This window comes from Streptomyces sp. NPDC059743 (assembly GCF_042732975.1).
GTDB lineage: Bacteria > Actinomycetota > Actinomycetes > Streptomycetales > Streptomycetaceae > Streptomyces.
In genome coordinates this window covers 58,541-71,150 of record NZ_JBHWGS010000008.1, presented here as the reverse complement: position 1 = coordinate 71,150, position 12,610 = coordinate 58,541, and the positions used below count along the sequence as shown (strand labels likewise).

Genomic DNA, 12,610 nt, shown 5'->3' with positions numbered 1-12,610 from the left:
ACTGCCGGTTTACCTCACGGGCGCACTCTGTGCCCATGGATCACACAGACTCCGTATCACCCGAGCCCGCTTCCGCCGAACCGGAGTTCACCGAGCCGGAACTCGCCGAGCCATATCTGCGCGAGGTGCTGGGCACCGCGGGACTCGCCGTGGAATATGTCCGTGCCGAGGACAACACGCTCTTCCGGCTCGGCGAGGACGGCGCCGAGATACCGGTGGTGGACTTCGCCGGCGGTTACGGTTCCGTCCTGCTCGGCCACAATCACCCGGAAATCGTCCGGCGTGCGACGGAGCTGCTGGCGGCGGGAACTCCCGTACACGCGCAGTTCTCCCGGCATCCCTACGCCAACCGTCTCGCCGCCGAACTCAACCGGATCATCCACCGGGAACTCGAAACCGACGAGCCGTACTTCGCCATCTTCGCCAACACCGGGGCGGAGGCCGTCGAAGCCGCGGTCAAACACGCCGAGCTGGACCGGGTGATGCGGCTGGCGGCGCTCCAGGAGGAGCTGGCCGCGCACACCGAGAGCGCCCGTGAAGCGGTGGCGGCCGGTACGGCGGTGGTCACGGCCCAGACGTACGCCCGTCTCGGGATCACCGCTCCGGCGCCCGCCGGAGATTTCGACGTGCTCGCCGCGGAGTTGACGCGCCGGAACGCCGAACAGTTCGCGCGGCCACCGCTGTTCCTCTCGCTGGAGGGCGGTTTCCATGGAAAGCTGGCGGCGAGTGTGCAGTTGACGCACAACGAGGCATATCGCACTCCCTTCAAGTCGCTCGCGGCGCAGGCCAGATTCGTACCCAGGGAACGGCCCGACGCGCTCAAGGAGATCCACGCCGAGGAACGGCGTACGGTCTGGGACGTGACCGTCTCCGACGGCCGGGTGGAGCTGACGGAACGCGAGATCCCGGCGTTCTGCGCCTTCCTGGTGGAGCCGATCCAGGGCGAGGGCGGGATCCAGGTCCTCTCGGCCGAATTCGCCGCGGAGATCCAGCGATTCTGCGAGTCGGTCGACTGCCCGGTGGTCATCGACGAGATCCAGAGCGGTATGGGCCGGACCGGCACACTCCTCGCCAGTTCACAGATCGGTCTGCGCGGCGACTACTACACGCTGGCCAAGACGCTGGGCGGCGGAATCGCCAAGACTTCGGTGATGCTGGTGCGTCAGGCCCGCTACCGCAAGGAGTTCGAGATCGTCCACAGTTCGACCTTCGCCAAGGACAGCTTCTCCTGTCATATCGCGCTCAAGGTCCTCGAACTGCTGGAGGCCGACGGCGGCGCGGCCTACCGGCGGGCCGTGGAGCGCGGCGAGGCGCTGCGTGCCGCGCTGACATCGGTGCGCGAGGACTTTCCCGAGGTGGTCAAGGACGTCCGGGGCAAGGGCCTCATGCTCGGCATGGAGTTCCACGACCAGTCGGGCTCCTCCTCACCGATCCTGCGGGACGCGGCGGCCGGCGGTCTCTTCGGCTACGTACTCGCCGGGCATCTGCTGCACCGGCACGACATCCGTACCTTCCCGACCGCAAGCGCTCTCAGCACCCTTCGTTTCGAACCGTCCCTCCAGCTCTCCGACACGCAGATAGCCCAACTCGAAAGCGGACTCCGGGACATCTGCGGAATCATGAGGGACCATGCCGGTGAACGTCTCATGGGCGCCTCCGCCCACTGAGCGGGCGCCGCGTGGCTCGCCCCCGCACGCCGACGCCCATACGTCCGGGAATGGCCGATTCGACCAATCTTTGACACAGGTGATCAAGCGTTTGTAGCGTGCGGGGTTTCAAGCGGGGGGATCCATGCGTTTTCGGCTCTTAGGCCCACTGGAAGTCCAGACCGACTCCGGGCCGGTGGAACTCGGCGGGACCAGACAGCGGGCGGCACTCGGTTTTCTGCTGCTGCACGCCAACCGGGTCGTGCCCACAAGTCAGTTGCTCGACGCGCTGTGGCCCACGGACCGCGCGCCCATGACCGCGCGGAAGATCCTGCAGAACGCGGTCTGGCGGCTGCGCCGCGCGCTCGCCCACGCCTCGGGCCCGGAGGAGGCGCCGGAGCTGGTGACACGTTCGCCCGGCTATATGCTCCGCGTCAGGCCCGGCCAGATCGATCTGCTCGTCTTCCAGCAGCGGGTGGCCGAAGGGCGCGCGGCGCTGGCGGCCGGTGATCCGCTCACGGCGAGCGTGGTGCTGCGCGACGCCCTGTCCCTGTGGCAGGGCGTCGCACTCGCCGATCTGGTGGAGGACGGTACGGCCTGGCCGCAGCTCACCGCCGTGCAGGAGAAGCGTCTCGATGTCATGGAGGACCGTTTCGAGGCGGAGCTGGCCTGCGGCGGGCACCATGCCGTACTGCGGGAGCTGGAGGCGTTCGTCGAGGCTGAGCCGCTACGGGAGCGGGCCGCGCAGCAGCTCATGATCGCCTTGTACCGGTGCGGCAGACAGGCGGAGGCGCTGGGTGTCTACAACCGGGTGCGCGCGACGCTCGTCGGAGGGCTCGGTCTGGAACCGGGCCGTCAGATGCAGCGGCTCCAGCAGTCCGTCCTCACTCAGGACCCGTCGCTCGATCTGCCGACGGAGGTGGCGGCGCGCCGTGACCACGCGCCCGCAGAGGCCGACCAGGCCCCGGAGGAGGGCGGCGGACACGAGTCGGCGGACATCACAAAACCGGACCTCGCCCTGGCTCTGACCTCCGGGGACACGGATACGGGAGTGACCGGAGATACAGCGGCTACGGCGGATACGGGTACGAGGGACAGGGATTCGAGGGACAGGGATACGGAAGAGCCGCTGAATCCACGTCAGCCGGCCACCATCCTGATGCTCCGCTTCCAGCTCGGCGCGGAGTTCGACCACCTTCCGCCGAAGGACATCGACCGCGTGCTCGACGCGGTCTCCCAGCTCGCCCGCGAGAAGATCGAGGAGTTCGGCGGTCTGGCGGCGGCATCGATCGGCTCCGTCCAGCTCGGCTACTTCGCGCACTCTTCGGAAGAGGCGTGCGGCGCGGCCGGCGCGGTGCGTGTCGGCATCGCGGTCAGGGACTGTCTCAGCATTCCTTCGGGCCCGCTGGCGCCGCCCGCTCCCATGGTGCGCGGCCTCGATGTACACGCGGCGGTCACCACCGGCGAGGCGGTGGTGACCCGCTGGCCCGTGGCCGGCGCCGTCCGGCCGTGGATCGGCGGCGATCTGGTCGACGCGTGCCAGGACATGCTGGACCGGACTCCGGGCGGTGAGATCCAGGTGTGCGACGAGACCCGCCGGCTGACCGAACCGCTCGTCACCTACCACCATGTACGGAAGTCTCCCTCGAACTGGCAGGTCCTGGCGGTCGGCAGCGTCACGGAGGGCACCGAGAAGCTCTGCGCGGCACACGCGGGCGAGCGCGAATGCGAACTGGATCTGATGCACGGCATGTTGCGGCGTACCCAGCACCGTTCGCTGCCGCATCTGATCACCGTGCTGGGCGAGTCCGGATTCGGCAAGACACGGCTGCTGATGGAGTTCCAGCGCCGGCTCGCGGCCGAGCGGGACGACGTACGGGTGCTGGCCGGTACGGTTCCGCGGCCGGGCACCGGCAGCCCGCTGGCCGTGCCCTCGGAGATGTTCGCCATGTACTGCGGAATAACCGGCCAGGATTCGGAGGACGTGGCGCTCCACAAGGCCGAGGCCGCGCTGCTGCGGCTCACCGGCCGTACGGACGACGCGCGGGCGATGCTCTCCCTGCTGCGTCCGCTGATCGCCGCGGTCCCTCACTCGCACCGCGCGCCATTCACCGACGAAGTGCTGGCGGCCTGGCGGGACTTCCTCTTCAAGGCGGCGCGCGAACAGCTGCTGGTGCTCATCTGGGACGACCTGCACCATGCCGACGACATCCTGCTGGAGACGGTCGAGCATCTCACCGAGAGCTGCGCCGATGTCCCGCTGCTCAATGTCGTCGGCGCCCGCGCCCTTCTGCTCGAACGCCGTCCCGACTGGGCGGGCGGCCGTCAGCACACCATGACCATCAGCCTCGCTCCCGTCGACGGCGACGCGCTGGACCGGCTGCTGAAGTCACTGCTCGTCCCGGACGGCAACGCGGACGTCGCGTAGGCGTGCCGTCGGCGCGGCGGAGTCCGGCGCGTACCGGTCCCGCCGCGCGGGCGGTGCGCCCACCGCCCGCGTACGGATGTCCGGCCTCATCGGCGGTCACGTCGGCGGCCTGGTCGGCACGGCCTCGTCAGCGGTCACGGACGCCGGGCCGGGACCGGCACCGGAGTGGCACGGGCCGCCGCCGGATCGGTACGTACGGTATCGGTGCGTACGGTACGGATCGCCCGGGCCAGCGCGCCGATCGCCTCCGTACCCGCCTGATGTCCTGCTGGCAGTGTCATGGCCGCGCACTCCAGCAGCAGGGCCGCCGTGATCACCTGCTGTTCCGCGGTGGGCGGCGGCGTTCTGACTCCGGCCGGCCCGTCGAGGCCCATGGCGGTACGCAGAACTCTCCGGGCCCAGACGGTGAGTGAGAGCCGTGACACACGACGCGGCACGCTTCCCGGGATCACGACCATCGGCAGCGCGGTCTCGAAGCGCCGGAGGATCGCGGCGGCATGCCGGCCGAGCAGCGCCACGGCCAGATCCGCCCGAGGGCCCTGGTCGGCCCGAGAAGCCTGGTCCGCCCGAGGAGCCTGGTCCTGGTCCGGCCGCCGGTGCGGGACGGCGGCCTCGGACACGGCCGGGGACGGGGACGGCAGCGCGGGCCGCGCACGGCGCCGGTCGGCGGCTCGCGCCCTGCGCAGCCCCGCGTCGAGCGCTTCGACGAACTCCCTTCCCACAAGCGAGGCCAGGGCCAGATCCGCGCTCCTTACGGGCCGGTGGGCGAGGGACGGCGGGAGATTGGTGTCATCCATGCTTTCAGGGAAGCAAGTCCCGTGCTCAGACGCTCCATTCGGCGGTCATCGCTCCGCGTGCCGGGCCACGAACGGTTCATGACCGGTCAGTGCCCGGCCCCGGCGCACCGGCGGACGCCCGGAACCGGCCGCGTACACCGTCCCTTCGGGCGCTCCCTGTCTGCCGACGAAGCGCGCGAGCAGGTCTCCGCGCCGTTCCGGCAGCCGGTCGAGTGTCAGAGTGCCGGTGTGGCGCTGCCCGCTGCCCCAGAAGGGCCGGCGTTCCAGCAGCTCCGGCCGTGCGGAGGCGACCACGAACAGCGGTGCGGGCCGGGCCGTGGCGACCAGTCTCTCGATGCAGTCGAGCACCGAGTCCTCGGACCGGTGGATGCCGTCGAAGCAGAGGACCAGAGGCCGCTCGCGCGCCGAGAGTCTCACCAACTCGGTCCAGCTCTCGTGGACTTCGTCATGGCTCGCGCCCTTCGCGGCCGGGCCCATCAGCGGAAGCAGGCTGTGCAGCAGACGTTCGGCGGCCGGCCCGTGCCCGGCCAGTCTGCGTACGGCTTCGGCGAAGCGGCTGTCCGCGCCCGCGCCGGGCGGCAGTCCGCAGCAGGCGGCGAGGATGTCACGGGCCAGCCGGGGCCCGTTGTCGGCGCTTTCGGCCGCGTCCACCCGGACCACGCGCACCTGTGCGGACCGCAGCGAGACCCGGCGTTCGAACTCCTCAAGGAACCAGGTCTTGCCGACGCCCTGTTCGCCGAGGATCGTCACCAGATGCGGTGCCTCATGGCTGCGGGAGCGGTCCAGCAGATTGGAGACGATGGCGAGTTCGTGCTCGCGGTCGGCCGACTCCTCCTGTGCGGCGGGCGGTATGTCGTAGCTCTCGGCCCGTGTGCGCTGCCGTGGCACCTGGGTGTCCGCCTCCAGATGCACCACCGGGCGGTGCCGCATCCGTACCTCGGTGACACGTGCCGCGTCACCGCTGACGTAGACCTCGCCGGGCGGTACGGCGGTCAGCAGCGTCTGGGCGTCGTCGAGCAGGCGGCCGACCACCGTGACGGGCGCGGCCGGGTCGTGCGGATCGTGGCGGACGAGCGCGGAGCCCGCGATCACGACGGCGTGGAATGTGGGTCCGGGCATCCGGTTGAGCCGGTCGCGTACGGCGAGGGCCGCCGCCACCGCGTCCAGCGACGCCGTCGGCCGGTCCTCCCGCAGCCCGAACAGGGCGACGGACACATAGCCGAGCGAGCCGACGACCGTACCGCCGAACTCCTCGACGCCCTCCGAGAACGCGCTGACCGCGTCGTGCAGCGACAGGGCGATCCGGTCGGCGCCGAGCGCGGCGGCCTCGCCGGTGAATCCGGTGCGCACCAGCACCACGCTGACCTGTCGCCGTTCGGCCACCGGTCCTCCCGTGGTTCCGCGCGCATCGGATCTGTCCGGCTCACGCCTGCCCGCCTCGGGTCTGCTCTCGTCGGATCTTCCGACGGCGGCCGACGGAGTGACCGGCCTGTGTTCATGCCCCGGCCGGTGCTCCTGTCCCGGCCTCTGCTCCGGTCTCGACTGCCACTCCTGCCGCAGCCGTTGCTCCTGTGCCGACCGCGGGCACTGGCCGTCCCTCCGGTGTTCCGGCCCGGTCGGACGGCGCTCGCCATCCGGCCGGTGCTCCTCGCCCGCCCGGACGTCCTGCCGTACCACCGCTTCGGCGGCTCTCGGCGGCCGGCCGCCGTGCAGCGGCCGTACGTCCGCGAGTACGTGCCGCTCGGCCCCGGCGTCCACGGGCGCGGCCAGAGTCGGATCGTGGGTGAGGATGCTCTGCTGGAGGAGCTGGAGATCGCGCGAGGGCTCCAGTCCGTACTCCTCGACCAGCGCACGCCGTACACGGGTGAACACGCTGAGGGCCTCGGCCTGCCGGCCGCAGCGGTAGAGGGCGAGCATCAGCTGTCTGCACAGCCGCTCCCGCAGCGGTTCCGCGGCGACGAGTGAGACCAGCTCGCCCAGCACACCCTGATGGCGCCCGCACAACAGTTCGGCCTCGAAGCGGTCCTCCATGACATCCAGCCGGAGCTGGCTCAGCGCGGTCAACTCCGGCCAGGCCACGCCGTGTTCGGCGAGATCGGCCAGGGCGGGCCCGCGCCACTCGGCGAGGGCCTCACGCAGCAGCCGCGCCGCCTGCTCGGCGTCGCCCGCGAGCAGCCGGGACCGGCCCTCGGCGACCTGCCGGTCGAAACGATTCGCGTCGAGCCGCTCGGGATCGACACGCAGTATGTATCCGGGTGCCTGGGTGAGCAGTTCGGGACGGTAGCCACGTTCGGGACCGTGGTGGCCGGGCGGTTCGGAGAGCACGGCCCGCAGGCCCCATACGGCGTTCTGCACGATCTTTCTGGCGGTCGCCGGCAGCTCCTCCTCCGGCCACAGGGCGGCCAGCATCTCGCTGGTGGCCACCACGCGGTTCGCCCGGAGCAGCAACAGCCCCAGCGCCGCACGTTGTTTGAAGCCTCCCAGCGGTACGGCCTCGTTCTGCGACGACACCTCTAACGGACCCAGAATCCTGAACTCCACGCTTGTCCCCTCATGGGTAAAGTGTGCGCTGATTCGACGAGTACGGAGGCCGTACTGCCACGGCCCGGTCTGTAGTGGTCGGATTGGGGGTGTCGATGACGGTCCCGCCCTCCGGACGTACAGGACCGTGTACGGCGGATCCTGGTTGACCGTCCCGGATTCGGTCTGATGCGGCCGGCCTCGGTCCGGCCTCGCACGGAGCGGTCCGAAGCTCTTCTGGCCTCGGCTTTCTTTACACCGTTGTAAATTTTGCCGATCACTGCGCCGGTACGCCCGGCAAGACCCAAAGGAGAGGCCCTAGGTCCGCGACACATCCCGTCCGGCCGGCCGGACCGCCATCCGGTCCGTGATCGCCTCGGCCACCTTGTCGAGCTGTCCGCCCAGATAGAAGTGGCCGCCGGGGAAGACGAGCGTCTCGCTCTCCAGCGCGGTGCGCTCGGACCACGCCCGCGCCTCCTCGACCGGAACCACCGGATCGTCGGCTCCGACGAAGACGCTGACCGGTGCGCGCAGTTGGGGATCGGGAGTCCAGCGGTAGGAGGCCAGCGCGCCGTAGTCGGCCCGCAGCGGAGGAAGGGCCATGGCGACCAGCTCCGGATCGTCCAGCACTCCGGCGTCGGTGCCGCCCAGACGCCGCACGGCGGCCAGGATCGCGCCATCGCCGTCGAGTTGGTCGTGCGGGCCGGCCGTCGTGCCCGGGACACCGCGGCCCGAGAGGAAGAGGCGGACGGGAGCGGGCGCGCCGCACTGCTGGAGCGCGCGGGCGGTCTCGTAGGCGACGAGCGCTCCCATGCTGTGCCCGAAGAGGGCATAGGGCCCGGCGGTCCCTTCGAGCAGCCGCTGGGCGATACGCCCGGCGAGCGAGGTGATCCCGCGCTCCGGAGTCTCGTGTCTGCGGTCCTGCCGACCGGGATACTGCACGGCGAACACATCGAGATCCGGCGACAGTTGGCGCGACAGACCGGCATAGGCACTGGCCGCGCCGCCCGCGTGCGGGAAACAGATCAGCCTGGGACGGTCGAGATCACCGGCGTCCGTCCGGTCGTACCGTCTGAACCACTTGGTGTCCATGACGCTTCTCCCTCCGCTCTGCACGGGTCACTCTCCTGAGCAAAGGTCCGTTGCGCGTTCGTACGGTTCGACCGTGCGCGCCTGGCGCAGCGCGCGGGCCCACCAGCCGAGCCGGTCGAGCATGGCGCGGGCGGCCTCATGACCGGCCTCGATGTCGAAGGGCCGGCCGTGCGCGTCGAAGCGGTCCTGGTAGTCGTGGAAGCTGACGGTCTCCCGGACCGTGACCGCGTGGGCCTCGGCGAAGACCTGCCGGAGCTGGGCGACGGCGCACAGTCCGCTCGACGCCCCGCCGTAGGAGAGGAATCCGACCGGCTTGGCGTGCCACTCCTTGTCGTACCAGTCGATGGCACTCTTCAAGGACGCGGGGAAGCTCTGCTTGTACTCGGGCGTGACCACGACGAACGCGTCGGCCGCGTCCAGCCACGGCGCGAGGTCCTGCACCGCCTGTGGCTTACGGGCCGAGAGTTCGGTGGACATCACATCCGGCAGCCAGGCGGTGGCGAGATCGATGACATCGATGTCGAAGTCATCGCGCAGCCGGGCCCTCGACGCGAGCCACTCCGCGGCGACGGGCCCGAACCGGCCCTGTCTGACGCTCCCGATGATGATCACCAGCCGCAGTCGGTCCGTGTCCCCCATCAGAGTCCCACTCCCTTCGCCGTGCCCGCGTCCTGCCGGACATCACTGTGCGGCATATGACTTCGGATTTCCTTCGGGTCCGCTTCGGGCCGCCTCCGGCAACCCCTTGGTATACCGTGACCTGCGCTCATTCCCGTCCCTGTGGAGGGGCTGGGTTAGGCTGGGGCTCATGCAATTCGGGGTGCTGGGACCGCTGGAGGTGTGGGCGACCAAGGAGAGGTTGGTACGTGTACCCGAGGTGAAGGTCCGGGCGCTGCTCGCCGATCTGCTCGCCCACAACGGGCGGGTGGTGCCGGCCGACAGACTCGTCGAGGATCTGTGGGGCGGCTCAACACTTCCCGCCAACCCGCTCGGAGCGCTCCAGGCGAAGGTCTCGCAGTTACGGCGCGCGCTGGAGGAGGCCGAGCCCGGCAGCCGGGAGCTGGTCGTGCACAGGGCTCCCGGGTACGCGCTCAAGGCGCCGGACACATCGGTGGACGCCGACCGTTTCCGGACGCTGCTGGTGCGCGCCCGTACGACCGAGGATCCGCGGGCGAAGGCCGCCGTACTGACGGACGCCCTGTCGCTCTGGCGCGGGCCCGCGTTCGCCGACTTCGCGGACGAGCCCTTCGTACGAGTCGCGGTCGCCAGTCTTGAGGAGGAGCGTCTCACCGCCGTCGAGGAGCATGCCGAGGCCCGTCTCGAACTCGGTGAGCACAGCACGCTGATCGGTGAACTCACCACCCTGGTGGCCGCCCATCCGCTGCGGGAGCGGCTCCGCGCGGTGCAGATGCGGTCCCTCTACCGGGTCGGGCGTTCCTCGGAGGCCCTCGACAGCTACGCGGAGCTGCGGCGGCGGCTCGACCAGGAGCTGGGCCTGTCCCCCGGTCCCGCCATCGAGGCGCTCCGGCAGGCCATACTCTGCCAGGATCCCGGGCTCCAGGACACCACGGGCGCCTCGAACGCCATCCCGGGCACCCGGTCCCGCACCAATCTGCCCGCCGGAGTGAACTCCCTGGTGGGCCGGGACGAGGCGCTCACGGAGTTGCAGCAGCTGGTACGGGACCGCCGGCTGGTCACCCTCACCGGTCCGGGCGGTGTGGGCAAGACCCGGCTCGCCACGGCCACGGCCCGTGAGCTGGACGGTGAATTCCCGGACGGTGTCTGGCTCGTGGAACTCGCGGGACTCGGCGGCGCGGAGCGGCCCGCCGGTCCGGGAGTGGTCGCCGAACATGTGATGGCGGTGATGGGCATCCGTGAGGACTCCGGCGCCGCGGCCTTCGCGGCCGAGTCCGCGGGCGGCTCCGTGTCACGGCTGGTCCGGACGCTGGCCTCGCGCCGGCTGCTGCTGGTCCTGGACAACTGTGAGCATGTGGTCGACGCGGTGGCCGAGTTGGTGATCTCGCTGCTCCAAGCAGCGCCGTACGTCAAGCTGATGACGACAAGTCAGGAACGGCTCCGGATACCGGGCGAGACGATCTGGCCGGTGCCGCCGCTCAGTCTGCCGCTGCCGGACAGCGACACGGCCGCGCTGCAACGCTCCAGCGCCGTCCAGTTGTTCGCGGCGCGGGCCAGGTCCGTGGACCCGGGTTTTGTCCTCGATGCCGTCACCACTCCCAAGGTCACGGACATCTGCCGCCGGCTGGACGGGCTGCCGCTGGCGCTGGAGCTGGCGGCCACCCGCGTACGGACTCTCGGCGTCCAGGAGCTGCTGAACCGGCTCGACGACCGTTTCCGGATACTGAACAGCGGATACCGAGGCGCTCCGCAGCGTCAGCAGACACTCCAGGCCACCATCGACTGGAGCTGGAGCTTACTCAGCCCGCAGGAGCAGACGCTTCTGCGCGGACTCGCCGTGCACGCCGAGGGCTGCACGCTGGAGGCCGTCGAGGAACTGTGCGCGGGCACCGGAATACGCGGCGACGAGGTGCTGGACATACTGGCCCGGCTGGTGGACCGCTCGCTGGTGATCAGGGTGGAATGCCCGTCCCTGCCGCGCTACCGGCTGCTCGAATCCGTCGCGGCCTACGCCCAGCGCAAGACACACGAGTTGGGCGAGACCGCGGAACTGGCCCGTCGCCATCTGCGGTACTACGCCGAACTGGCCGAGCGGGCCCGGCCGCATCTGCACGGCCGCGACCAGCGCCGCTGGCTGCAACTCCTGGACGCCGAGTCCGCCAACTTCCAGCGAGCTCTGGACGAGGCACGCCGTACCGGCTCGGCGCAGTGGGCGCTGCGGCTGGCCAACGCCCTGACCTGGTACTGGTTTCTGCGCGGCCGGCTCGGTGAGGGCTGTCGGGCGCTGGCTACCGCGCTCGCCACCGAGGGACAGGCGCCGGCGGCCGAGCGGGCCGAGGCGAGGACGTGGCACACCGGGCTCGGCATGCTGCTGGGCGAGAGCGGCGCGGAGGCCGGCGCCGAGCAGGACGGGGACCGGCCGGAGCGGACGGTGGGCCGGGCCAGGGCGGAGTGGTTCCTCGGGTTCGCGGAGTGGAGCCTGGGCGCGCTGACGGCCGGCGAGCAGCGGATGAACGGCGCCCTGACCGACTTCCGGGCCCTGCGCGACGCCTGGGGCGTGGCGGCGGCGCTCAGCACCCGGGCCGCCCTCGCGATGGCCAGAGGCAATCTGGAGGCGATGCGCGGCAACGCGCTGGAGGCCCGCGGTCACTTCATCGATCTGGGAGACGCGTGGGGCCAGCTCAAGGCGACGGAGGTGCTGAGCGTCCTCGCGGAGATCAACGCCGACTACGAACTGGCCGCCGGGCTGCACCGCGAGGGACTGCGTATCGCCGAATCCCTGGAGCTGTGGTCCGAGGTGTCGCGCAAGCTCTCGGGACTGGGCCGGATCGCCCTGCTGGCGGAACGGCTGACGGAGGCGGACGAGCTCCATGAGCGGGCGCTGCGGCTGGCGGTCGACCAGGGCAATCGGCCGGTGGCGCAGTTCGCCGAGCTGGGACTCGCGCTGGCCGCCCGGCGTCAGGGCCGGCTGGACACCGCGGAGGAGCATCTGCGGCCGTGGCGCGAGTGGAACCGCAGCCGGGGAGCGTTCACCGGACTCGCCCTGGTACTGGCCGAGTTGGGATTCGTCGCGGAGCAGCGTGGTGATGCCGCCGCCGCGCTCGCCCTGCACCAGGACTGTCTGGCCACCGCGCGTGTGACAGGTGATTCACGGGCCGTGGCGCTGGCGCTGGAAGGGCTCGCCGGTGCGCACTCGCTCGCGGGCCGGCACACCCGGGCGGCACGGCTGCTGGGGACCGCGGCACAGACCAGGACGCTGTCGGGCGCGCCGCTGCCACCGGCGGAGCGCGGTGATGTGGAGCGTATCTCCGCGCGGATCCGCGAGAGCCTCGGCGAGGACGCGTTCCGGGCCGGACTGGAGGCCGGAGCGGCGAGGGACCATGAGACCGCGGCGGACGAGGAGGAGAAGTTCCTGACGGACCAGCGGCATACGGCCTGACGAGCGGGCGCCGTTCCCGTATCCGGACCGTACCGTTCCCGTATCCGGACCG

Annotated in this window: 7 protein-coding genes; 3 read left to right on the top strand and 4 right to left on the bottom strand. The window is 70.8% G+C overall.

The genetic code is table 11. The features are described from left to right. The first annotated feature begins 35 nt into the window (after positions 1 to 35). Positions 36 to 1,667 (top strand): aspartate aminotransferase family protein, encoded by a 1,632-nt coding sequence (locus ACFV6H_RS16535; RefSeq protein WP_385542231.1) that lies wholly within the window; start codon positions 36 to 38, stop codon positions 1,665 to 1,667. 175 nt (positions 1,668 to 1,842) lie between these two features. Then, positions 1,843 to 4,074 carry a BTAD domain-containing putative transcriptional regulator gene (locus ACFV6H_RS16530; RefSeq protein ID WP_385542229.1) on the top strand — a complete coding sequence of 744 codons (2,232 nt, stop codon included), beginning with the start codon at positions 1,843 to 1,845 and terminating at the stop codon, positions 4,072 to 4,074. 134 nt (positions 4,075 to 4,208) lie between these two features. Here the strand turns inward: ACFV6H_RS16530 and ACFV6H_RS16525 are convergent, their stop codons facing one another. The 4 genes from ACFV6H_RS16525 to ACFV6H_RS16510 form a co-directional block, all read right to left on the bottom strand. Further along, complete coding sequence (locus tag ACFV6H_RS16525; RefSeq protein WP_385542227.1) at positions 4,209 to 4,871, bottom strand: hypothetical protein; 663 nt, start codon at positions 4,869 to 4,871, stop codon at positions 4,209 to 4,211. 45 nt (positions 4,872 to 4,916) lie between these two features. Further along, on the bottom strand, positions 4,917 to 7,382 hold the full coding sequence (locus tag ACFV6H_RS16520; protein WP_385542225.1) for a BTAD domain-containing putative transcriptional regulator: 2,466 nt from the start codon (positions 7,380 to 7,382) through the stop codon (positions 4,917 to 4,919). Between the two features lie 327 nt (positions 7,383 to 7,709). Further along, positions 7,710 to 8,483 (bottom strand): thioesterase II family protein, encoded by a 774-nt coding sequence (locus ACFV6H_RS16515; RefSeq protein WP_385542223.1) that lies wholly within the window; start codon positions 8,481 to 8,483, stop codon positions 7,710 to 7,712. A gap of 27 nt (positions 8,484 to 8,510) precedes the next feature. Next, positions 8,511 to 9,122 carry an NADPH-dependent FMN reductase gene (locus ACFV6H_RS16510; RefSeq protein ID WP_385542221.1) on the bottom strand — a complete coding sequence of 204 codons (612 nt, stop codon included), beginning with the start codon at positions 9,120 to 9,122 and terminating at the stop codon, positions 8,511 to 8,513. Positions 9,123 to 9,291: 169 nt separating this feature from the next. Between ACFV6H_RS16510 and ACFV6H_RS16505 the strand changes: the two genes are divergently transcribed. Then, on the top strand, positions 9,292 to 12,558 hold the full coding sequence (locus ACFV6H_RS16505; RefSeq protein WP_385542219.1) for a BTAD domain-containing putative transcriptional regulator: 3,267 nt from the start codon (positions 9,292 to 9,294) through the stop codon (positions 12,556 to 12,558). The last annotated feature ends 52 nt before the right edge of the window (positions 12,559 to 12,610 follow it).